The sequence below is a fragment of the Chryseobacterium sp. JV558 genome (assembly GCF_033712365.1).
Classification (GTDB): Bacteria; Bacteroidota; Bacteroidia; order Flavobacteriales; family Weeksellaceae; genus Chryseobacterium.
Map to the genome: position 1 here is coordinate 21,823 of NZ_WJHU01000005.1, position 21,451 is coordinate 43,273.

Consider the following 21,451-nt stretch of genomic DNA (forward strand, 5'->3'; position numbering starts at 1 on the left):
AGATAAAAATAAAATATTTAAATTATGTTATTAATAACCCAAACAAAACCCTTATAAACAGTACAAATCCCAACAATCTCATTCCACAAAAAAAAGACAGCTAAAAAGCTGTCTTTATATTTTTACTACCAAAAATCTTATGGAAGAATATGATTTCTATAACGCTCTATTGAAAATCGTCCCGCCTTGATATTATTGAAGAGTGAGAAGACAACAAAATTGAAGACAACGAGCGAAATAATAAATGCATAAATCATGTTTTTGGTCCTCGCCGAAACCACATACATCGCATTCGGAATAATGATATACGAGAATCCAATGAACGCTCCTGCAAGTCTCGATGAGAAAATAGGGTTATTTCTAAAGATAAAGTACAGACAAATACCTATCACAGCATAGTTTCTATGGTATTCATAATAAGGGTAAAGCTCTTTCATCTTGGTATCGAAAACAAAAAGGAAAAAGGTCAGGATCGCCATCATTACCTCCGGAATCCCGATACCACCATTCAATCGCTGTACTGTTTCATCGATATATCCGTTGAAACCTTCTACAAGTGTACTATTCGACGCCATCCCATCCAGGAAACCACCAAAGCTCCTGTATATCTCAAACGGGGACAGAAAGACAGAGCCAATGATCATAATCAGCATTATTGTTTTGTTCAGCGGAACACGGGCCAGCCAGTACATTGGCAGGAATAAATAACAGACACTGTGTATACCAGATCCTATGAATATGAAAAATAAGTAATGCCAGAATTTCCGTTCTTTGATATACCGTATCGCAAAGTAAACGATAAAGGTTCCCAGGTTTTGTCTGATCTGCCCGCTTTCTCCGATAAAGAAATTGGGAATAAACATAAAAAGGGTAAAGGTAAATGGATAAAATGTATTGTCTTCTGTATATTCTACTTTAAAGATCATCGCAACAATAGCAATGACCAGAGTCAGCATATAAAAAGGTGCATTAAAAAAATTGAGAAGTATTTTATTAATCAGCGTATACAGCCACTCTACATCCAGGTTTTCAGACCCTTCCATATGGAGCATCTTCATAAAGATACTGTAATAGCTTTTGGTGTCAGAGTAAATATAAATCCCTTTGTAACTTCCGTAGTCAGGACCTACCTCATTTCTAAGCCCGACAATAATAATAAAATAAACAGCAAGGAACCAGAACCATTTTTTATCAACCTTTTTCCCATACACCTCCTGAATACTGAAGAACAGCATATAGAGGATTGCAATAATATAATATGGATGTAGTAAACTCATGCTAATTCTCTGATGTTTTTTTAAACTGATGATATGCTGTGATAATTCCTGTCAGAACTAAAGGCAGAAAAAGCCTCACCTCCCAAAAAAGACCTACTAAAGTGATCATGATAAGGTAAGGAATTGAAAAGAAGAAATATTTTCCAAAAACGTTTCTGTTTTCCTCGTCAGTACAAAGCCTGTATATAAAGTAAATCACTATGATCGCAAAGACCAATCCTGCAAGATTGAAGGGACTTGAAAAATTTCTATTAATATAAAACCCTTCTACAAAGGTAGTTTCATCCTGTACAAGCAGAGCTCTCAATCCCAGATAAGGAACAATAAAAGCAATAACCAGAGGTATTATTTTCCAGATCACCTGATAATTTCCTTTCTTCAATTCGTCAATATTGAAAAATACTGCAGCAAAAAAAGCAATATTCAGACAGGCTGTCTCTCTTACCAAAGTGGAAATTCCGATAAGGCCAATGAGAATAAAATAGAAGATTTTTTTATTGGTATCTAAATATTTCAGGGTTAAAAACACACCTGCCAGATAGCAGAAAAGTGCAATCGTATCACAATTTGTTGGTGCATACTGAGTTATTACGATAAAAAAAACGGATAAAAGATGGATAATCCTTCTTGCATTAAGATTCAGAAGAAGACCTGTCGACTTCAGTTTAAATACAGCATTTAAGATCAGTGAGCATCCAATAAAAAACACACTATTCATAAGGAAAAGCCCGTGATAGAACGGCGTTCCGTTTTTTGATAAAAAATCTTTAAAGAAAGAAAAAGGGCCGTTGATCAGATGGTACATCAAATCTGTCATCTGCACACTCAGGTAATTGGGAATCACCCTGTAGGCATATACCGAGGAAAATAAGAAGTCGGGAGTTGTTTCTGATGTTTTCAGTCTTGTATAGGAAGATTCAAATCCATAATAAGACATCGCAAACAGAAGAAGCGGAAGTACTATTACAAATAGAAATCCGTTTATTTTTTCATCATTTCTTTTCAACATATCTAAAACAGATTCTTATTTTTTAATAATAATTGTGATTTAAAATACATTTTTTTAAAGGGGAACTTTTGCAAAAGTAGAATATTTTTTCATTCTTCCTAGAATATTTTATTGATTTTCAGTCAAAACTTATCTCTAACTATTTTGAACTAATGCTTAAAAATTTAAATTTGCAGACTTGATTTACATGCAATGCATCGCTTTTTTATATTTTTATATTATCTGATTTCCAGAAATAAAATCCTATCTGTAGTTACAGCCTTAGGAATTGCTGTTTTATGCCTATTTTTTGCTTCCAAAATCAATTTTGAGGAAGACATTAATCAGATCATTCCTAAAAATGAAAAATCTGATCTTACAGCAAAAGTTCTTAAGCAGCTTAATTTTTCGGATAAGATCATCGTTATTATTGAGAATAAATCTGGTGAAGACAGCTTCCAGCTTTCTGAAACGGCAGATACTTTTTTGAAAAAGATAGAACCTTTACAAAAGTATATAGGTTCTGTTCAGGGCAAAGTGAATGATAATGAAATATCGGAAACATTTGATTTCGTCAGCCAAAATTTACCATTATTCCTCAATGAAAATGATTATAAGGAAATTGACAGAAAGCTTCAGAAAGACAGCATTGCCAAACAGGTAGAGAACAATTACATCTCATTGGTTTCTCCCACAAGTCTTGTTACAAAAGAATTTATCAAAAAAGATCCTTTGGGGCTTACTTTTTTAGGAATCAAAAAACTGAATGCCTTAAACATCAGCAAAGATTTCAAGCTTGAAGACAGCTATATTGTAACCAAAGACGGAAAAAATCTCTTACTTTTTATTGATCCGAAAAACAAAAGTAATGACACGAAAGCCAATGAAGTTTTCGTAGATCAGCTTAACTTAATAAAAGACGGCATTAATAAACAATTCAAGGGAAAAACAGAAATCAGCTATTTCGGTTCTCCGGTGATTGCCGTAGCCAATGCCAAACAGATCAAAAAAGATATTCAGAATACGGTAGTAATTTCTATGACGGTTCTTTTGATCCTTCTGATCTATTATTTCAGGAATTTCTTTACTCCCATCATTGTCTTTTTACCAACAGTATTCTCGGTACTTCTCGCCTTATTGGTTCTGTCTTTTATTAAAGATAAAATTTCAGCAATTTCATTAAGTGTGGGAGCCGTTCTGATCGGGATTACGATAGATTATGCCCTGCATATTCTTACCCACTACAAGCACAATAATAATATTGAAGAGCTTTACAAAGAAATTACCCAGCCTATTATACTGAGCAGTGCAACGACAGCTGTTTCATTCTTATGTCTGGTTTTTGTACGTTCCGAAGCATTGAAAGACCTCGGGCTCTTTGCAGCAATCACCGTCATTCTCTCTTCAATTTCGGCATTGATTATTGTTCCTCAACTATATAAACCAAAAGAAAAGGGAAAAGATCTCAATACCAATTTCATCGACAAAATAGGATCTTATCCTTATGAGAAAAACAAACCTCTGATCATAGGATGCTCTATTATCATTCTTGCCTGTCTGTTTGGATTCAGACATGTAGGTTTTAATGAAGATATTGGTGATCTTAATTATATTCCAAAAGACCTGAAAATCAGTGAAGCCAAACTACAGAAGCTTTCGGATATTACTTCAAAATCTATTTATACAATTTCTTATGGAAATTCTGAAGAGGAGGCATTAACCAGAAATTCTGAACTAAGCAGCTTCCTTGAAAAAGAGAAAAAAGAAGGAAAAATATTAAGCTACAATTCTATAGGAAGCATTGTACTCTCAGAAAAAGACCAGCAAAAAAAGATTGAAAAATGGAACAGCTTCTGGAATGACTCTAAGAAAAATCAGACTATTTCTGAACTGATCAGCAATGGAAACAAATTTGGGTTCAATGGTTCAGCATTTGACAACTTCAATGAAGCTCTGCATAAAAATTACACTGCATTAAGCCTTAAAGATTATGAAAAGGTAAAAGCTCTTCAGATTTCAGAATTCATGAGCAGTGAAAATGGTTTTTACACCGTTTCCAATGTAGTAAAAGTAGACGAAAATAAAAGAGATATTTTCATTAAAGATATCGAAAAGAAACATGATGCTCTTGCGATTGACCGCCAGCAGATGAACGAAAATTTTCTGGGCCTGCTGAAGAGAGACTTCAATACGTTAATCAATTATTCTCTTTTAGCAATTGTTCTTACGATTATTGTGTTCTTCAGAAATCTTGAATTAACTATTCTTACGATGTTCCCGATTGTTCTGACGGGAATTGTAACAGCAGGAATCCTTTATTTCTTAGGATTAGAACTCAATATTTTCAGTACCGTAGTATGTACATTGGTCTTTGGAGTAGGAGACGATTTCAGTATCTTCCTCACACAAGCTATGCAAAAAGAGCACACAACGGGGAAAAATGAATTACCAACCTATAGAACATCCATTATTCTTGCGGTTTTCACCACCATTCTCTCTATTGGATCTCTGATCTTTGCCAAGCATCCGGCGCTGCATTCATTAGCATTAGTAGCTCTTATCGGAATGTTCTCTGTCATTATTATTACGTCTACCCTCTATCCTTTCTGGTTTAGATTATTCATTACCAACCGGGCGAGAAAAGGTCTCTCTCCCATTACTTTCAGATTATTTTTACGGGCAGTATTTTCGTTTTTATATTACGGATTGGGTGGATTGGTATTTTCAGCTTTCGGAAGTTTATTTATTAAAAATTCGAAAGGAAAAACGTTAGATATTATCAAACTGATCCTGGCTAAATTTTTAACATCAGTACTTTATTTAAGTCCTTTTGTAAAGAAAAGAGTCATTAAAAATACAGCTGAAGATTTCAGCAAACCGGCTGTTATTATTGCCAATCATACTTCTTTCTTAGACACACTGGCCATTGCCATGGCAACCCACAAAATCATCTATCTGGTGAATGACTGGGTATATGAATCTCCCGTTTTCGGAAAACTGGTAAAAGCACTGGGCTTCTATCCAGTTTCACAAGGGATTGAAAATGGAATGGATAAGCTGAAAGAAAAAATTGCACAGGGATATTCTTTGGTGGTTTTCCCTGAGGCAGAACGTTCATATACCAATGATGTTAAAAGATTCCATAAAGGAGCATTCTATCTTGCTGAGCAATTCGAGCTGGATGTCCTTCCGCTTTACATTCATGGAAATTCTGAAGTATTACCCAAAGGAGATTTCATTATTTATGACGGAAGTATTACCGTAAAAGTAGGCAGCAGAATCAGCAAAGACGATATGAGTTTTGGCAAGAATTATTCTGAAAGAACAAAGAAGATCAATGCTTATTTCAGGGAAGAATTTGCCAAACTGAGAGAAGAGATTGAGGATGAGAATTATTTTAAAAAGAAACTGTTCCTGAGCTTCCTTTATAAAGACAGTGAAGTGGTAAAAGAAGTAAAAGAAGACTTCAACACCAAAAAATCAGTATATTTCGAACTGAATAAGCATATTTCCAATGAAGCCAACATTCTTCACATAGCAGATGACTTCGGACAAAAAGATGCTTTATTGACTTTATATCAGGCCAGCCGAAGAATTTTTTCTCTGATGAAAAATGATGAAAAAAGAGCAATAGCGGCGCACAGCTATCTGGTAAAAAGAAGAAAGATACAATATATAAAAGACCTTTCGGAAGTGAGTAAAAAAATTGATGTTCTTTTGATCTCAGATGATACCTTTACCATGAATGATATGCAGGACCTTCCTGAGACCATCATTTTTGTCAATACAAAGAACTCTTCTTTTGAAAATGATAATTATACATTGGAATTTAGTTCTGAATCATTAAAAGTATTTAAAACTAAATAATAAATATGAAAAACATATTTTTGTAAACGCTAAAGAAAACTAATGAAGAAAAATATACTTGTCATATATTATTCGCAAACCGGACAACTCGAAGATATCGTGAGGAACATTGCTAAACCTTTTGAAGCTCAAAAGGAGAAATACGATGTAACCTATTATAACATTCAGCTTAAGGAAGATTTTCCTTTCCCCTGGCCAGGTGATGTTTTTTTCAATACTTTTCCAGAGTCTTATTTACAGATTCCGAATGAAATTCTGCCGCCTTCGGAAGAAATTCTGAACAAAAAATACGACCTTATCCTTTTCGGGTATCAGGTATGGTATCTCACACCATCCATTCCTATCATTTCATTCTTAAAGAGTGGTTATGCAGAACGCATCCTTAAAGATACACCTGTAGTCACAATCTCCGGAACCAGAAATATGTGGATGCTTTCCCAGGAGAAATTAAAGGTATATTTAAGAGATTTACAGGCTAAACTTATTGGGAATATTGCACTGGTAGACAGACACGACAATTATACGAGTGTATTGACTATTCTTCGATGGCTTACAACAGGCCAGAAAGAAAAATCAGGAATGCTTCCTGCAGCAGGGGTTTCTGACGAAGAAATTACAGGCTCAGTAAAGTATGGCGAGATTATTGAAAGACATTTTAATAATAATGACTTTAATAATTTACAGCCGGAACTCGTTAAAAACGGAGCCATTGAAATCCGTGCGTTTTTGGTACGGGTAGAGAAGGTAGGAAACAAAATTTTCACAGTATGGTCTAATCTGATTATCAAGAAAAAAGAGAAACGTCCATTGCTGATAAAATTCTTTAAGGTATATTTGATGGCAGCGATATGGATTATCTCACCTGTCGTTTTGGTTTTACACCTGCTTACAACCCCTATATTTTGGTTTAAAAGACAAAAACAAAAAAGATATTTACAAGGAATTAATTTAAAATAGAATGTACGACGTATTTATAACAAAAGCATCAAAATACTTACCCAATGAGCCGGTAGCGAATGATGAAATGGAGACTTATCTTGGGCTTATCAATGATGCGCCATCTAAAGCAAAATCACTTATCCTAAGAAATAATAAAATCACGACAAGATACTACGCTTTAGACAAAGAAGGAAACCCTACACACTCTAATGCGCAGCTTACTGCAAAAGCAATTGAAGGACTTTTTGATGAGAATTTCAAAAAGGAAGATATGAAATTATTATCCGTAGGAACTACTTCACCAGACCAGATCCAGCCTTCTCACGCTTCTATGGTACATGGTGAACTGAACATCGGAAAATCTATTGAGATTAATACTTCAACGGGTCTTTGCAACTCTGGGATGAATGCACTTAATTATGGATTCCTTTCTGTAAGAGCTGGTGTACAGGAAAGTGCTGTATGTGCAGGTTCCGAAAGAATGTCTGCATGGATGACTGCTGATAAATTCAACCATGAAGCAGAAAATTTAAAATTACTGGAAGAAAGACCTATCATCGCTTTCAAAAGAGAATTCCTGAGATGGATGCTTTCTGACGGTGCAGGTGCTTTTCTGCTGCAAAATAAACCAAGAGAAACCGGTATTTCTTTAAAAGTAGAATTCATTGATTTCTATTCTTACGCTCACGAAATTGAAGCATGTATGTATGCAGGATGTGACAAACTGGAAGACGGAAGCCTGAAATCATGGGCAGATTACCCTTCTGATGACTGGTTGAAGCAATCTATCTTCGCCATCAAACAGGATACTAAAATCCTTGATAAATATATCCTTGTAAAAGGAGCAGAAAGCTTAAGATCTTCTTTTGATAAACATAATCTGGATCCAGAAAAAATTGATCATGTATTGGCTCATATTTCTTCAGGATACTTCAAAGACGGACTGAAAGAAGAGTTTGCTAAAAAAGGAATGGATTTCCCTGCAGAAAAATGGTTCTATAACCTGTCTGACATTGGAAACATTGGTGCTGGATCTATCTTCGTTGCCCTTGAAGAATTAATGAATTCCGGGACATTGAAAAAAGGAGAAAAAGTACTTCTTTGTGTTCCTGAAAGTGGAAGATTCGCTTATTCTTGTGCTTTATTAACAGTTTGCTAATGGAAAACAGACTGCCGACCTCCGATAGAGATTTTGTAGAAAGTCTAATCCCGCAACGTTTTCCTTTTGTGATGGTGCATGAACTATCAGAATATTCTGAAAGCCATCTTTTATCTGGTTTTGAGATCAAAAAAGATAACCTTTTCATCCAGGACGGATTATTTCAGGCTTCCGGACTGATTGAGCATCAGGCACAGAGTGTAGCGCTGCATACCGGATACAAATATTATCTGCTGGGAAAAGATGCTCCTACCGGATATATCGGAGCCATCAAATCTTTTGAAGCTGAAATATTGCCCAAAATAGGAGACCATCTACAATCTGAGGTAACCATCCTCAATGAAGTAATGGGAGTTACTCTGGTAGATATCGTTACCAAACTAAACGGTGAAGTGATTGCAAAATCTCAAATGAAAACCGCTGTAAAATAAACTGGAAATGGAAATAAAGGAAGAGAATATCATCAATATACACAACTTTTTACCACATCGCGAACCGATGCTTATGGCAGACTATATTCTGGAACTGACCAAAGAAAAAGTAGTGACTTCCTTTGAAATAAAAGAAGACAATATATTTGTTCACAACAATGAGTTTGCTGAAGCCGGATTAATTGAAAACCTGGCGCAGACCTGCTCATCCATCCTTGGACAAAGCTTCTTTGAAAATCCTGAAGCAGATACAAAAGTGATCGGGTTTATTACCAATATCAAGAAAATTGAGGTTTTTGCCCTTCCAAAAGTGAAGGATAAAATCATTTCCAAGGCATCTCTTATTTCACAATTTGAAAACATCTGTCACATCTTCTGTGAAACATTTCATAATGATGAATTATTGATCAGGGCGGAAATCAACCTGTTTATTCAGGAGGTAAAGTCGTAAAGATCAATTCAACATATAATAAAAGCTGTACCAACGTACAGCTTTTTTGTTTTTAAGCCATTCAGTATTTAATGCTTTCAATAGATCCGTGAATATTTGTATAATTTATTGGTGTCATTTGTGTTTAAAATATAAGTTTAGGCTAAAGCCAGTTGATTTTTCCATCTTTTGAAAGTGGGCTTAGCCCACTCCTATTGAGTTGATTACAACCGCCTTAGAATAAAAAAATATTCATTTTTTATTTATTTTCAAACTTATAAAACCCATCATAACATCACTGATAACCAATTTGATACAAACAAAAAACCTCATCATAAGAGGAATTATTTCACGTGAAACATTTTACAAATCCGTGAAACTCTGATCATCAGGGAGAAACAAATTTAAATCAAAAAAAAAGCGGAACATTTCTGTTCCGCCTATAACTTTCTACTTGAAGGTTTTATTTTTTATAAAACAGTAAAAGTAGGACGAGATTTAATCTAATGCCTAAATACTTTCTTAGATAATCACTTCATAGTCATTCCCGCCACAAATCTGTTCCGCCGGAGTAGCAATATCAGTATTGACATTCACATTACGTATTTGACCAGTAGTTCCATTAGCACATGAAATGTAAACAGTTATTCCTCCTTTCACTTGCTTTAACTCATTCTTTGTAAGTAACTTCAAATTTTTCATGAAATTTAATTTGTTTTTAATTATTAGTTTTTGTTGTTTAACACAAACAAATATAAATAAAACAATCAAATAATAAATATATTCTCCATAATTAACAAAACTTTATAAATATTCGCAATTTAACATCATTGCATCTGGCCATCAGGATCTGTAGAATATTTTTGATAGAGCCTCTGTTTCAAAGCAATAGCGCTCTCAGATTTAATATGATTTACATATAATGTATTTTCACTATTTTAGCCACCTGATTAAAAGAATCAAAAAACAGGTGAACTTTATTTCATCTGGAATCTAAAAAAATTGACATTATTTAGATGAAAAAACAAGACCTGCCTCAAGACGAAAGTAACCTAAAATCCGCCAACATGACTGAAGTTCTGTATGTGACGGATGAGAATGACAACTACACGACAGCAAACAGTACAGGCTGGGATGCCAAGAAAGCTGCTCTGGATGAATCAATGGAGCTTATTTATGAAAGAATTGAGGAAGCAAAACAAAATGTTGCCAATCAAATAGTAAGTCCTATTGTTTATTTTATGGAATTGAATAAAATGGACCTGGGTGTTCTTGCATCTTATGTAGGAATGTGGCAATGGAGGGTAAAAAGACATTTTAAACCCAAAATATTTAAGACACTAAGCGAAACTGCACTGAAAAAATATGCCGAAGCATTCGGGATTTCAGTGGATGAATTAAAAAACTTCAACGGGAAATAAATGAAATGAGGTATATAAAGTGCCGGATTCCATTTTGCCAATGAAAAGATACAATCTGCAAATGAAATTAAACTTTGAACACCATCAGACTGCGCATTGCGAAAACGGTGTTGCTTCTAATCTACTGCTTAATAAAGGCCTGAAACTAAGTGAGCCGATGATCTTTGGGATCGGTTCAGGATTGTTTTTTGTCTATCTTCCTTTTTTAAAGGTAAATTTCGCTCCGGGCTTCAGCTATCGTCCGATGCCGGGTGCTATTTTCAGTAAAGCAGCCAAAAGATTAGGAATTAAAATCAAAAGAGAAAAATTCTCAAATCCTAAAGATGCTCAAAAAGCTCTTGAAAGAAATCTGGATCAAAATATACCTACAGGACTTCAGGTAGGCGTTTTCAATCTGACCTACTTCCCGGAGGAGTACAAATTCCACTTCAATGCCCACAATCTTGTGGTATACGGAAAAGAAGACGGAAAATTCCTGATCAGTGATCCGGTAATGGATTATACAACATCCCTTTCTGAAGCAGAACTGGAAAAGGTAAGATATGCCAAGGGAGCACTTCCTCCAAAAGGACATATGTACTATCCTATTTATGTTCCTGAAAATGTAAACCTTGAAGAAGCCATAAAAAAAGGAATTAAAGATACCTGCAAAAATATGCTGGCTCCGGTACCGCTTATCGGCGTAAAAGCAATGAGATGGGTGGCTAAAAGTATCCCGAAATGGGCTGAAAAGAAAGGTACAAAAGTGACCAATCATTATTTGGGACAGCTAATCAGAATGCAGGAAGAAATTGGAACCGGAGGCGGAGGCTTCAGATTTATCTACGGAGCATTTCTTCAGGAAGCATCCGTTATCCTTAAAAATGACGAGCTGAAAGAATTATCAAAAGAAATCACTTCTATTGGTGACCTTTGGAGAGATTTTGCCGTGGATATTGCCAGAGTGTATAAAAACAGAAACTCAAAAAGCAATATCTACAATGAACTTTCAAAAACGATGCTGCACATTGCAGATCTGGAAGAAGCTTTCTATAAAAAACTGAGAAAAGCGATCTGATATGGCAGAAAATATGATTGAGATCAAAAACCTATATAAGAAGTACAAAAATTCTGATGATTTTTCTGTAAATGATATTTCTTTGAATATCAGCAAAAATGAAATTTACGGAATTCTCGGACCTAACGGAGCTGGAAAAACGACTTTGATTTCCATGCTTTCGGGACTGATAAAACCTACTTCAGGCCAATTTACAATCAATGGATTATCTCCCCATTCGGATGGATTCAAAATAAGACAGATTATCGGTATTGTACCCCAGGAATATGCATTGTACCCAACACTTACAGCTAAAGAAAATCTGATGTTTTTCGGAAGCCTGTATGGTTTGAAACATAAACAGCTTATCAAAACAATTGATGAATCTCTGGAAATTATGGGACTTTCAAAATTTGCAGATAAGCAGGTAGGACAGTTTTCGGGAGGAATGAAGCGCCGCTGCAACCTCATCGCCGGCACCCTTCACAATCCTAAAATTCTATTCTTAGATGAACCCACCGTTGGTGTAGACGTTCAATCTAAAAAAGCAATTATTGACTATCTTCTGGATTTAAATAAGCAGGGAACGTGCATTATTTATACTTCCCATCACTTGTCGGAAGCAGAAGAATTCTGTACAAAAATTGCCATCATTGACCATGGAAAAATTCATGCTGTAGGAACTCCTGAAGAGCTGGTTTCACAAATTGCCAATGCGGAAAACCTTGAAGATGTTTTCATTTCATTAACCGGAAAAGAACTAAGAGATGTTGTTGTATAAACTATGGAGAAGCTTTATTAAAGAAATTCTTCTGCTAAAAAGAGATATCGGAGGGATTGTCATCATCTTTGTGATGCCGCTGCTTCTGATTGTCACCATTACCCTTATTCAGGATTCTACCTTTAAAAACCTTGAAGGATCAAAGATTCCGATTATTTTCATTGATAATGACAAATCTGATGTTTCAAAGAATATAAAAGCGGAACTGGAAAACAGCAAAACATTCCAGCTGCTGACCAATTTCAATGAAAAGTCTGCTCAGGATGCTGTTTTCTCTGGAGATTATCAGATGGCAATTGTTATTCCTTCCAATTTAACAAAAGATTTAAATTCCAATATTGATTCTAAAGTTCAAACCATTGTAAGTTCATTTGGACTGGAAGGAGATTCAGCAAAAGTAAAAGCGGTTGCTCCGAAGACAAAAGAGATTCATTTGTACTTTGACCCGGCCACCAATGCAGGATTCAAAAACTCAGTGATGAATTCTGTCAACAAAATGGTTTTTGAGATTGAAAATAAAAAGATCTACAAAGCATTCCAGGATCAGCTGGGAACAACGGAGAATCTTAATGAAAATAAAAACCTGATCAGCTTTAAAGAAATCACACCCAAGAAAGGAGCAATGGACGTCATGCCGAATTCCGTTCAGCACAATGTTCCTGCATGGACTCTTTTTGCGATTTTCTTTATTGTAGTTCCTTTATCCATCAACCTGGTGAAGGAAAAAAGTCAGGGAACAAGTGTAAGAGCAAGAATAAGCCCTACTCCCTATTTTGTACATATTTTAGGAAAAACATTTACCTATCTTATCATCTGTATCATTCAGTTTTTACTGATGGTAGCGGTGGGAATTTATCTTTTCCCTTACATGGATCTTCCGGCCTTTGATGTATCCGGAAAAATGTTCCAGCTTATCACTGTAACGCTGTTTGCAGGATTGGCGGCCATCGGATTTGGAGTTTTATTGGGAACTATTGCTGATACACAGGAACAATCTGCCCCATTTGGAGCTACTTCTGTAGTGGTTTTGGCTGCTATCGGCGGTATTTGGGTTCCTGTATTTTTAATGCCGGAATTCATGCAGACCGTAGCCAAGTTCTCTCCAATGAACTGGGGACTAAATGCTTATTATGATATTATTTTAAGAAATAGCGGAATTGGTGGAATAGCTAAAGAATTAGCATTCTTATTATTATTTTATTTTGCCACCGTAGCAATTTCCATTTTTTACGAAAGAAAACAAAATGCAGTCTAAAGAAAATATATTAACCTGTACTGAAGAAGTCAGAGTACGATTCAATGAGACAGATCCACTGGGAATTGTCTGGCACGGGCATTACATTGTTTATTTTGAAGACGGAAGAGAAGCTTTTGGCCGCGAGCATGGCCTCACTTATCTTGACATTCAGAATGCAGGATATGTGACACCAATCGTAAAAAGTACCTGCGAACATTTTCTTCCTTTAAAATATGGAGAAACCTTCAGAATTGTAACGACTTATGTAAATTCGATATCTGCCAAGCTGATCTATAGATATGAAATCTTCAATAAGGAAGACCAATTGGTATGCAGTGGTGAGACCATCCAGGTATTTCTGGACAGTAACGGAAGCTTATGTTTGTACAATCCGGAATTTTTTCAAAACTGGAAAGATAAAATGGGATTATCATGAAGAAGGAAATTTATATCACAGACTACAATTGTGTAACTCCCCTGGGTTTCGATGCAGATTCCAACTGGAAGGCACTTTCAGAAGGAAAATCGGGAGTTGCTTTACATAAAATTATAGACAATCAGGAGGCTTTTTATGCTTCTAGGATTGATTCTGAAAAACTGAACGAAGAATTCAGCAGATTCTTTGCTCAGAATACTATTGATTTTACAAGACTGGAAAAGATGCTTCTTTTAAGCCTCCTTCCTCTTGTTGAAAAACACACCATTTCGGAAGACACAGCTTTTATCCTTTCAACAACAAAAGGAAATATCAGCCTGTTAAAAAAACAGACTGAATTACCGGAAGGCGTTTATTTATCAAAATTAGCACAGAAAATAGCAGACTTTTTTGGGTTTAAAACAAGACCAATCATTGTCTCCAATGCCTGTGTTTCAGGGGTAATGGCAATTGCAGTTGCCAAGAATATGATTCAGGCAGGGAAATATAAAGATGCTTTCGTTATTGCGGGAGATGAACTTTCTGAATTTGTTATTTCAGGATTCAATTCATTTCAGGCTATAGGATCAGGACATTGCAAGCCTTATGATAAAAACAGAGACGGGATTAATATTGGTGAAGCAGCAGCAGCAGTTTATGTAACTGGATGCCTTTCTGACGAAGGAGGAATCTCACAAAACGAAAAATTCAGGTTTAAAGTTCTGGGAGATTCTGCTATAAATGATGCTAACCACATCTCCGGACCTTCAAGAACGGGTGACGGTTTGTATGCCAGTATTAAAAATGCAATGACAGAAGCCAATGTTTTGTCAGAACAGATTGATTTTATCTCAGCTCACGGAACAGCGACTTTATATAACGATGAAATGGAAGCCATTGCCTTCAACAGAATGGAACTTCAAAATGTTCCTCTCAACAGTATGAAAGGCTATTACGGCCATTGTCTGGGAGCATCAGGACTTCTTGAAAGTATTATTTCTATGGAAAGTGCTCTTCATAGCACGCTGCTTCCATCAAAAAATTTCGAAGAAACAGGAGTTACCCAACCTTTGAATATTATCAAAGAAAACCAAACTTCAGATATTAAATATATTCTGAAAACAGCTTCAGGTTTTGGAGGCTGCAATGCCGCAGTTGTGCTGGAAAAATGTTAAAATGAAAGTGATGAAGAAAATAAACAGCTGTACTATAGAACATTCAAAAATAACCGTTGACGGAAATCTTATTTTTGAAAGCCCAAGCGAAACTTTTCAGGAATTTGCTAAAGAAGCTTATAAAAGTTTAGACCTTAGCTATCCCAAGTTTCATAAAATGGATCATTTGAGTAAACTGGCTTTTCTTTCTGCTGAAACCATATTGAAAGACGAAGATCACAGCAGAACGGCCATTGTTTTCGCCAACAGATCTTCCAGTCTGGATACTGATTTCAAATATCAGGAAAGCATCAACGATCAGGATAACTTTTATCCGAGTCCGGCAGTATTTGTCTACACTCTTCCTAACATCTGTGTAGGGGAAATCAGCATTAAACACAAAATGCAGACAGAAAATGCTTTTTTCGTTTTGGATGAGTTTGACGAAAAATTTTTAAACGATTATTCTGAACAAATCCTCTTGTCTGGGAAGGCTGACAAAGTATTGTGTGGCTGGGTAGAATTGTATCAGGAAAATTATAAAGCTTTTGTATATTTGCTAACCTTATAAAAATGCAACAATATAACAGTGTAATTAGTTAACAGGCTTCATTGCTGACTGACACGTAGATTACACTGATAAATCAACTAAATTATGAAAAACTTAAAAACAGAATTGAAACACAAAATTATTGAAGTTCTTAATCTTGAAGATGTATCTGTAGAAGAAATCAAAGATACTGATCCATTATTCGGAGGAGGATTGGGACTAGATTCTATAGATGCTTTGGAACTGATCGTTCTTCTTGATAAAGACTACGGAATAAAATTAGCTGATCCTAAAAAAGGAAAGGAAATCTTTCAATCTATTGATACGATGGCAAAATTCATCGAAGACAACAGAACGAAATAAATTAATATAACAATCTAACAGTGCAGCAATGTAGCAATTATTGATAGGTTGGTACACTGTTACATTATTTAATACCATGAGTCAAAAAATTGCCATAACGGGAATGGGCATCATTTCCTCCATCGGAAACAATGTGGAGGAAAATTTTATTTCATTGCAATCCGGAAAACATGGAATTTCAGATATTGAAATGTTTGAAACCAGACATGCCGGAATCATTAAAACAGGTGAAATAAAATTATCCAACGAAGAACTTGTACAGAAACTTCAGCTTGATGAAGACAACAACGTAACAAGAACTTCTCTATTGGGTATGATTGCTGCGAAAGAAGCTTTAGAAAGTGCAGGAATTTCAGATATCAATGGTTACAGAACCGGATTGATCTCTTCCACCAGCGTAGGTGGGATGGATATTACTGAAAAATACTTCTACTCTTACGAAGACTTCCCTGAAAAGCAAAAGTATATTGACGCTCACGATGCCGGAAGCTCCTCATTGGCAATTGCTGATTATTTGGGATTAAAAGGCATGGTTTCTACCATCAGTACAGCCTGTTCATCAGCAGCTAATGCTATTATGATGGGTGCTAAGCTGATCAAAAACGGAGTTCTGGACCGTGTCATTGTTGGAGGAACAGATTCTCTTTCAAAATTCACTTTGAATGGATTCAATACGCTGATGATTCTTACGGATTCTTACAATACTCCTTTTGACAACGACAGAAAAGGACTGAATCTTGGAGAAGCTGCGGCTTTCTTAGTTCTTGAGTCCGAAGAAGTAGTCAAAAAAGAAAATAAAAAGGTTCTTGCTTATCTTTCCGGATACGGCAATGCTAATGATGCACACCATCAGACGGCTTCTTCCGAAAATGGGCAGGGAGCATTTTTAGCCATGCAGCAGGCTTTAAAAATCTCAGGATTAGCTAAAGAAAATATAGATTATATCAACGTTCATGGCACAGCAACTCCTAATAATGATCTATCAGAAGGAATTGCTATGATCAGAATCTTTGGAGAAAACCAGGTTCCTGAATTCAGCTCTACAAAAGCATTTACAGGACATACGCTGGCAGCGGCAGCAGGAATTGAAGCGGTATTTTCAATTTTAGCGATGCAAAACAGCGTTATCTTCCCGAACCTGAATTTCAAAACAAAAATGGAAGAATTTGATCTCACTCCTGTTACCGAATTGAAAGAGAAAAACATCAATCATGTGCTTTCCAATTCATTTGGCTTTGGAGGAAACTGTTCAACCTTAATTCTTTCAAAATCATGAGTTCAGTATACATCAACAGTGCATCCTGTATCTCAGTTCAGGACACTTTAAACGAAAATATTCTTCAGAACCTTACCCCGGAGAATTCTTCCAATATCATCAAAGCGATAGAACCTAATTACAAAGAGTTCATACCACCTGCCATGATCAGAAGAATGTCCAAAACGGTAAAAATGAGTTCTGTAGCATCACAATATGCCTTAAAAGAAGCAGGTATTGAACAGCCGGATGCCATCATCGTAGGAACCGGAATGGGCTGTTCTCAGGATTCTGAAAAGTTCCTGAAAAATGTGATTGATAATCATGAAGAGTTCCTTACGCCAACTTTTTTCATCCAGTCTACCCACAACACGGTAGCAGGACAAATTGCTCTGGGATTACAGTGTCATGCTTATAATTTTACCTATGTAAATACTTCTTCTTCACTGGAGTTTTCATTATTGGATGCTCAGCTTCAGATCAATGACGGAGAAGCAGAAAATGTTTTGGTGGGTTCTACAGACGAGCAAACTGCCAGAACAATGGAGCTTTATTGTTTAAATAATACCATAAAAAAAGAAGAAGATCTTCCTGCCGATTATTTACATTCCACCACCAATGGAGTGATCTGGGGTGAAGGAGCCAGCTTCTTTGTTCTAGGAAAAGATAAGACCGAAAATTCTTACGCAAAGCTTAAAAATATTAATATCACTAATAAAGTAGAGTTGAATGAAGTGCAGGATTTTATCCAGAATTTCTTAACTCAGAATAATCTCTCTACTGGTGATATTGATGCTGTTATTTTAGGATTCAGTGGAGACGCAGATTCTGATGTGTACTATACAACAGCAATGGATCTGTTTCCGGACTCATCTTTGCTTTATTACAAACATCTGAGCGGAGAATTCAATACAGCCAGCGGCTTTTCAACGTTTATGGCCTGCCATATCCTTAAAGAACAGCAGATCCCGGAAATCATGATGATCAATGCAGAGAAAAAAGAACACGTAAAGAATATACTTCTTTACAACCATCTTGCGGGTAGTGATCACAGTCTGGTATTATTGGAAAAGGCATAATTGTTGAAATTGAAAATTACACGTTCTATTTGTCATTCAGAGCGAAGTGAAGCGTGGAATCTAAATTAATCCAGACTCCTACGGAGTGACAATAATAGATATCATGACCATAACACTCATAATGACAAGTTTAACATAAAAACAGCCAGCAATGAAACACTATCCATTCATCCTGTTCTATCTTTTCTGTAACGTTTTTATTTATGCGTTCCACGGAAGTTTTTGGGTGTATCTGTTTTGTTTTTTTGCTTTTTCAGCGGTTGTAGTCTGGGGTTCATTTGACATTGAACTGGGATATTTTGTCAACAGCATTACTCATAAGCGGACCAGAATCAAAGAAGTTGCCCTTACTTTTGATGACGGCCCTACAGAGTTTACCCCAAAGTTTTTAGACTTACTTAAAGAACATCAAGTAAAAGCAACCTTTTTCTGTATTGGGAAACAGATTGAAAAATATCCTGAAACCTTTCAGAGAATCATTGCGGAAGGTCATACGATCGGAAATCATACGTTATCACATTCCAATTCCACGGGGTTTTTATCCACTTCAAAAATGATTGAGGAAATTGAAAAGTGTGATGAGGTGATTAAGAATATTGGAAATATAACGACTCATCTTTACAGACCTCCTTTTGGGGTAACGAATCCCAATATTGCAAAGGCAATCAAAAGAACGCATAAAGAAAGTATCGGATGGAATATCCGGTCTTTAGACACCATCATTGATGACGAAAAGAAAATCTACAGCAGAGTAACCAAAAGCCTGAAAAAAGGCAGTATTATCCTGCTTCATGACACTTCGGAAAAGACCTGTCGTGTGCTGGTAGATTTATTAGTATTTTTGAAGGACAAAAAATATTCAACCTTTACTGTTGATACAGTTACAAATTCAAATAGAAATGATTAAAAATATTGCTTTCGGAGCATTCTTACTGGTTTCCGGTTTCTTTTTTGCCCAAAATACGGTAATGTCCGGCGCGGAAGCTAAAGCGTTTGTCTCGAAAGTTTCTTCGGAGACCAAAGAGATTAAAACTTTACAGAGTGACTTTACTCAGACCAAAAAAATGGACTTTCTGGATAAAAGCATTGTAACTTATGGGAGAATGTCACTGCAGACTCCCAATATGCTGAGTTGGAAATATACCAAACCTTATCAGTACAGTATTGTTTTTAAAAGCAATAAGATCTTCATCAATGATCAGGGGAAAAAGTCATCTGTAGATGCAAAAAGCAAAACATTTGAGAAGATCAACAAACTGATTGTAGGAAGTTCAAACGGAACAATGTTCAATGACCCTGAGTTTACGGTAACCTATTTTAAGAACGGAAATTACAATGTAGCTAAGTTTATTCCTAAAACATCGCAGCTGTTGAAATATATCAAACAGATCGAACTATATTTCCCGAAGAACCAGTCGACGGTTTCTCAGGTTAATATGACCGAGGCTTCCGGAGACACCACCAATATTGTTTTCAAAAATACCAAGATCAATGCTTCAATTCCTGCGTCAGAGTTTACTTTATAGCCTGATTCTGATTCTGGCTCTTTCCTGCAAAACTTACAAGCTGGCTGATGTCAAGCCTGTTTCTGCCTCTGAAAAAACGGTTGAAAACTTATATTTCTCTTCCAGCGAAGATTATGTATACAAATGCCAGATGGATATTTATAAAAACCATGTGAGCGGTATCCTGATCGTCAAAAAATTGAATGAAACGACACACCGGGTCGCCTTAACCTCTGATTTCGGGAATAAACTGATTGATTTTGAGGTTTCTGACAATAATTTCAAACTGAATTATGTACTTCCTGATCTGGATAAAAAAATCGTGATCAATTTTCTGAAGAATGATTTCCAGCAGCTACTGAAAAGACAGTATCCCGTGAGCGAAAGTTTTGAGAATGACAATGCTAAAATCTATCTTTCAAAAATTGAGAATAAAAGCTATTATTTATTCTTCAACAAAGAAAACGGTTTACTGAAACAGATCATTTACACGAAAAATAATAAGGAAAAAATCGATTTTACTTTTGATGCAAAAAAACCTATCTTCGCGGATAGCTTAAATCTACAGCACAAAGATTTTAAGATCAATATAAAACTATTTCAAATAACCGAAACAGAATAATTTCCAACATGAAAAACTATAAGCACACAGCAGTATAGTTTTCCAGAAAGAAGTTGCTTACCTATTCAATCTTAAAAATAAGATCATGCAAACTATTCTTACAGATTTTTATACATTAACATCTTATGAGAAAGCAGAAGACGGAAAGTTTACTGCCCACATCAATCTCAATAAAGACCACGATATTTTCAAGGGCCATTTCCCTGGAAATCCGGTGACTCCCGGTGTTTGTATGATGCAGATCATCAAAGAACTGACAGAGGAATTTATGGGTTCAAAATTATTCTTAAAAACCGCATCCAATGTAAAATTCATGGCCATCATCAATCCTTTTGAGACTCCTGACTTACAACTTCAACTGGATATTAACGAAAATGAAGATGATGTTAAAGTAAAAAATATTACTTCTTTTGGCGAGACTATTGCATTAAAACTGTCTGTAAGCTATAAAAAAATATCGTCATGAATCTTATCTTCTCATTCATAGCAGCATTTGTTTTTTTCTTTCAGTCTGACCTTGAAACGCTGAGAAACAGCTATGCTAAGGCCAACGAATCTAACAGTAATACACAAAACTTCATTGAAACTGCAGAAAAACAATCCGGTTCTGATGCTGTGACTGTGGGTTATAAAGCAGCAGCGAAGATCATGGAAGCAAAAGTTACCAAAAGCAATAGAAAGTCGCTGGTAAAAACAGGAGCTACAAGTCTTGAAGCTGTTATCAAAAGTAATCCCAATAATGTAGAGCTTCGCCTGATCAGAATGAGTGTTCAGGAAAATATTCCGAAAATTGTTGGATACCGTGGAAGCCTGAAGGATGATAAAGCATTTCTATTAAGTAATTACAGCAAACAAAATACAGCATTAAAAGGCTATATCAAAAGGTTTGCAATGCAGTCTAAAACCATTACAGAGGCGGAAAGAGCCACTTTAAAATAAAAG

23 protein-coding genes are annotated in these 21,451 nt (G+C 35.8%); 20 read left to right on the forward strand and 3 right to left on the reverse strand.

From position 1 onward, the window contains the following. Nucleotides 1-137: 137 nt before the first annotated feature. Nucleotides 138-1,277: an EpsG family protein gene (locus GFU89_RS17345; RefSeq protein WP_318848335.1), complete on the reverse strand. Its 1,140-nt coding sequence runs from the start codon at nucleotides 1,275-1,277 to the stop codon at nucleotides 138-140. Nucleotide 1,278: 1 nt separating this feature from the next. Next, a complete protein-coding gene (locus tag GFU89_RS17350; protein ID WP_318848336.1) occupies nucleotides 1,279-2,286 on the reverse strand; it encodes a hypothetical protein in 1,008 nt (335 codons plus the stop codon). Nucleotides 2,287-2,478: 192 nt separating this feature from the next. Between GFU89_RS17350 and GFU89_RS17355 the strand changes: the two genes are divergently transcribed. The 5 genes from GFU89_RS17355 to GFU89_RS17375 are packed head-to-tail and all read left to right on the forward strand — an operon-like array spanning nucleotide 2,479 to nucleotide 9,112. After that, complete coding sequence (locus tag GFU89_RS17355; protein ID WP_318848337.1) at nucleotides 2,479-6,132, forward strand: MMPL family transporter; 3,654 nt, start codon at nucleotides 2,479-2,481, stop codon at nucleotides 6,130-6,132. 42 nt (nucleotides 6,133-6,174) lie between these two features. Beyond that, nucleotides 6,175-7,089: a dialkylrecorsinol condensing enzyme DarA gene (locus GFU89_RS17360; RefSeq protein WP_318848338.1), complete on the forward strand. Its 915-nt coding sequence runs from the start codon at nucleotides 6,175-6,177 to the stop codon at nucleotides 7,087-7,089. A 1-nt stretch (nucleotide 7,090) separates the two neighbouring features. Then, a complete protein-coding gene (locus GFU89_RS17365) occupies nucleotides 7,091-8,230 on the forward strand; it encodes a beta-ketoacyl-ACP synthase III (RefSeq protein WP_318848339.1) in 1,140 nt (379 codons plus the stop codon). Continuing rightward, a complete protein-coding gene (locus GFU89_RS17370) occupies nucleotides 8,230-8,661 on the forward strand; it encodes a hypothetical protein (RefSeq protein ID WP_318848340.1) in 432 nt (143 codons plus the stop codon). The genes GFU89_RS17365 and GFU89_RS17370 overlap by 1 nt, the downstream gene beginning before the upstream one ends. Nucleotides 8,662-8,668: 7 nt before the next feature. Beyond that, the gene (locus tag GFU89_RS17375; RefSeq protein ID WP_318848341.1) at nucleotides 8,669-9,112 is read left to right on the forward strand and encodes an ABC transporter permease; all 444 of its coding nucleotides are present in this window, start codon (nucleotides 8,669-8,671) and stop codon (nucleotides 9,110-9,112) included. 501 nt (nucleotides 9,113-9,613) lie between these two features. Here GFU89_RS17375 and GFU89_RS17380 read toward each other — a convergent pair. Further along, the gene (locus GFU89_RS17380; protein ID WP_318848342.1) at nucleotides 9,614-9,784 is read right to left on the reverse strand and encodes a bacteriocin; all 171 of its coding nucleotides are present in this window, start codon (nucleotides 9,782-9,784) and stop codon (nucleotides 9,614-9,616) included. 323 nt (nucleotides 9,785-10,107) lie between these two features. On the opposite strand from GFU89_RS17380, the gene GFU89_RS17385 reads away from it, so the two are divergent. The 15 genes from GFU89_RS17385 to GFU89_RS17455 all read left to right on the forward strand — a co-directional run bounded on the left by GFU89_RS17385 (nucleotide 10,108) and on the right by GFU89_RS17455 (nucleotide 21,448). Then, a complete protein-coding gene (locus GFU89_RS17385; RefSeq protein WP_318848343.1) occupies nucleotides 10,108-10,512 on the forward strand; it encodes a hypothetical protein in 405 nt (134 codons plus the stop codon). A 61-nt stretch (nucleotides 10,513-10,573) separates the two neighbouring features. After that, nucleotides 10,574-11,569 (forward strand): BtrH N-terminal domain-containing protein, encoded by a 996-nt coding sequence (locus GFU89_RS17390; protein WP_318848344.1) that lies wholly within the window; start codon nucleotides 10,574-10,576, stop codon nucleotides 11,567-11,569. A 1-nt stretch (nucleotide 11,570) separates the two neighbouring features. Beyond that, the gene (locus tag GFU89_RS17395; protein ID WP_318848345.1) at nucleotides 11,571-12,329 is read left to right on the forward strand and encodes an ABC transporter ATP-binding protein; all 759 of its coding nucleotides are present in this window, start codon (nucleotides 11,571-11,573) and stop codon (nucleotides 12,327-12,329) included. Beyond that, nucleotides 12,316-13,584 (forward strand): ABC transporter permease, encoded by a 1,269-nt coding sequence (locus GFU89_RS17400; protein ID WP_318848346.1) that lies wholly within the window; start codon nucleotides 12,316-12,318, stop codon nucleotides 13,582-13,584. Before GFU89_RS17395 ends, GFU89_RS17400 begins: the two co-directional genes overlap by 14 nt. Then, the gene (locus GFU89_RS17405; protein WP_077419547.1) at nucleotides 13,574-14,002 is read left to right on the forward strand and encodes an acyl-CoA thioesterase; all 429 of its coding nucleotides are present in this window, start codon (nucleotides 13,574-13,576) and stop codon (nucleotides 14,000-14,002) included. Before GFU89_RS17400 ends, GFU89_RS17405 begins: the two co-directional genes overlap by 11 nt. Beyond that, on the forward strand, nucleotides 13,999-15,156 hold the full coding sequence (locus GFU89_RS17410; RefSeq protein ID WP_318848347.1) for a beta-ketoacyl synthase N-terminal-like domain-containing protein: 1,158 nt from the start codon (nucleotides 13,999-14,001) through the stop codon (nucleotides 15,154-15,156). The genes GFU89_RS17405 and GFU89_RS17410 overlap by 4 nt, the downstream gene beginning before the upstream one ends. A 10-nt stretch (nucleotides 15,157-15,166) precedes the next feature. Continuing rightward, a complete protein-coding gene (locus tag GFU89_RS17415) occupies nucleotides 15,167-15,706 on the forward strand; it encodes a 3-oxoacyl-ACP synthase (protein WP_318848348.1) in 540 nt (179 codons plus the stop codon). A gap of 84 nt (nucleotides 15,707-15,790) precedes the next feature. Further along, entirely contained in the window at nucleotides 15,791-16,048 is a 258-nt protein-coding gene (locus tag GFU89_RS17420) for a phosphopantetheine-binding protein (RefSeq protein WP_318848349.1), read from the forward strand. A 76-nt stretch (nucleotides 16,049-16,124) separates the two neighbouring features. Then, nucleotides 16,125-17,324, forward strand: a complete 1,200-nt coding sequence (locus tag GFU89_RS17425; protein WP_318848350.1) for a beta-ketoacyl-[acyl-carrier-protein] synthase family protein — start codon at nucleotides 16,125-16,127, stop codon at nucleotides 17,322-17,324. Continuing rightward, nucleotides 17,321-18,382 (forward strand): beta-ketoacyl synthase N-terminal-like domain-containing protein, encoded by a 1,062-nt coding sequence (locus tag GFU89_RS17430; RefSeq protein WP_318848351.1) that lies wholly within the window; start codon nucleotides 17,321-17,323, stop codon nucleotides 18,380-18,382. Before GFU89_RS17425 ends, GFU89_RS17430 begins: the two co-directional genes overlap by 4 nt. Nucleotides 18,383-18,533: 151 nt before the next feature. Next, nucleotides 18,534-19,289, forward strand: coding sequence for a polysaccharide deacetylase family protein (locus GFU89_RS17435; protein ID WP_318848352.1), 756 nt, complete (start codon nucleotides 18,534-18,536; stop codon nucleotides 19,287-19,289). Then, entirely contained in the window at nucleotides 19,282-19,908 is a 627-nt protein-coding gene (locus GFU89_RS17440; RefSeq protein WP_318848353.1) for an outer membrane lipoprotein carrier protein LolA, read from the forward strand. Before GFU89_RS17435 ends, GFU89_RS17440 begins: the two co-directional genes overlap by 8 nt. Continuing rightward, nucleotides 19,874-20,509, forward strand: coding sequence for a hypothetical protein (locus GFU89_RS17445; protein WP_318848354.1), 636 nt, complete (start codon nucleotides 19,874-19,876; stop codon nucleotides 20,507-20,509). Before GFU89_RS17440 ends, GFU89_RS17445 begins: the two co-directional genes overlap by 35 nt. Before the next feature lie 85 nt (nucleotides 20,510-20,594). Continuing rightward, the gene (locus GFU89_RS17450; protein ID WP_318848355.1) at nucleotides 20,595-20,975 is read left to right on the forward strand and encodes a 3-hydroxyacyl-ACP dehydratase; all 381 of its coding nucleotides are present in this window, start codon (nucleotides 20,595-20,597) and stop codon (nucleotides 20,973-20,975) included. Beyond that, nucleotides 20,972-21,448: a hypothetical protein gene (locus GFU89_RS17455; protein ID WP_318848356.1), complete on the forward strand. Its 477-nt coding sequence runs from the start codon at nucleotides 20,972-20,974 to the stop codon at nucleotides 21,446-21,448. Before GFU89_RS17450 ends, GFU89_RS17455 begins: the two co-directional genes overlap by 4 nt. Nucleotides 21,449-21,451: the final 3 nt, after the last annotated feature.

What these genes read in the sequence shown, in the direction of transcription:
- GFU89_RS17385 (WP_318848343.1), top strand. Translation starts at nt 10,108, where the DNA reads ATGAAAAAACAAGACCTGCCTCAAGACGAAAGTAACCTAAAATCCGCC.
- GFU89_RS17435 (WP_318848352.1), top strand. Translation starts at nt 18,534, where the DNA reads ATGAAACACTATCCATTCATCCTGTTCTATCTTTTCTGTAACGTTTTT.
- GFU89_RS17345 (WP_318848335.1), bottom strand. Translation starts at nt 1,277, where the DNA reads ATGAGTTTACTACATCCATATTATATTATTGCAATCCTCTATATGCTG.
- GFU89_RS17415 (WP_318848348.1), top strand. Translation starts at nt 15,167, where the DNA reads ATGAAGAAAATAAACAGCTGTACTATAGAACATTCAAAAATAACCGTT.
- GFU89_RS17410 (WP_318848347.1), top strand. Translation starts at nt 13,999, where the DNA reads ATGAAGAAGGAAATTTATATCACAGACTACAATTGTGTAACTCCCCTG.
- GFU89_RS17440 (WP_318848353.1), top strand. Translation starts at nt 19,282, where the DNA reads ATGATTAAAAATATTGCTTTCGGAGCATTCTTACTGGTTTCCGGTTTC.
- GFU89_RS17395 (WP_318848345.1), top strand. Translation starts at nt 11,571, where the DNA reads ATGGCAGAAAATATGATTGAGATCAAAAACCTATATAAGAAGTACAAA.
- GFU89_RS17430 (WP_318848351.1), top strand. Translation starts at nt 17,321, where the DNA reads ATGAGTTCAGTATACATCAACAGTGCATCCTGTATCTCAGTTCAGGAC.
- GFU89_RS17425 (WP_318848350.1), top strand. Translation starts at nt 16,125, where the DNA reads ATGAGTCAAAAAATTGCCATAACGGGAATGGGCATCATTTCCTCCATC.
- GFU89_RS17445 (WP_318848354.1), top strand. Translation starts at nt 19,874, where the DNA reads ATGCTTCAATTCCTGCGTCAGAGTTTACTTTATAGCCTGATTCTGATT.
- GFU89_RS17400 (WP_318848346.1), top strand. Translation starts at nt 12,316, where the DNA reads ATGTTGTTGTATAAACTATGGAGAAGCTTTATTAAAGAAATTCTTCTG.
- GFU89_RS17370 (WP_318848340.1), top strand. Translation starts at nt 8,230, where the DNA reads ATGGAAAACAGACTGCCGACCTCCGATAGAGATTTTGTAGAAAGTCTA.
- GFU89_RS17420 (WP_318848349.1), top strand. Translation starts at nt 15,791, where the DNA reads ATGAAAAACTTAAAAACAGAATTGAAACACAAAATTATTGAAGTTCTT.
- GFU89_RS17355 (WP_318848337.1), top strand. Translation starts at nt 2,479, where the DNA reads ATGCATCGCTTTTTTATATTTTTATATTATCTGATTTCCAGAAATAAA.
- GFU89_RS17375 (WP_318848341.1), top strand. Translation starts at nt 8,669, where the DNA reads ATGGAAATAAAGGAAGAGAATATCATCAATATACACAACTTTTTACCA.
- GFU89_RS17390 (WP_318848344.1), top strand. Translation starts at nt 10,574, where the DNA reads ATGAAATTAAACTTTGAACACCATCAGACTGCGCATTGCGAAAACGGT.
- GFU89_RS17405 (WP_077419547.1), top strand. Translation starts at nt 13,574, where the DNA reads ATGCAGTCTAAAGAAAATATATTAACCTGTACTGAAGAAGTCAGAGTA.
- GFU89_RS17450 (WP_318848355.1), top strand. Translation starts at nt 20,595, where the DNA reads ATGCAAACTATTCTTACAGATTTTTATACATTAACATCTTATGAGAAA.
- GFU89_RS17455 (WP_318848356.1), top strand. Translation starts at nt 20,972, where the DNA reads ATGAATCTTATCTTCTCATTCATAGCAGCATTTGTTTTTTTCTTTCAG.
- GFU89_RS17360 (WP_318848338.1), top strand. Translation starts at nt 6,175, where the DNA reads ATGAAGAAAAATATACTTGTCATATATTATTCGCAAACCGGACAACTC.
- GFU89_RS17350 (WP_318848336.1), bottom strand. Translation starts at nt 2,286, where the DNA reads ATGTTGAAAAGAAATGATGAAAAAATAAACGGATTTCTATTTGTAATA.
- GFU89_RS17365 (WP_318848339.1), top strand. Translation starts at nt 7,091, where the DNA reads ATGTACGACGTATTTATAACAAAAGCATCAAAATACTTACCCAATGAG.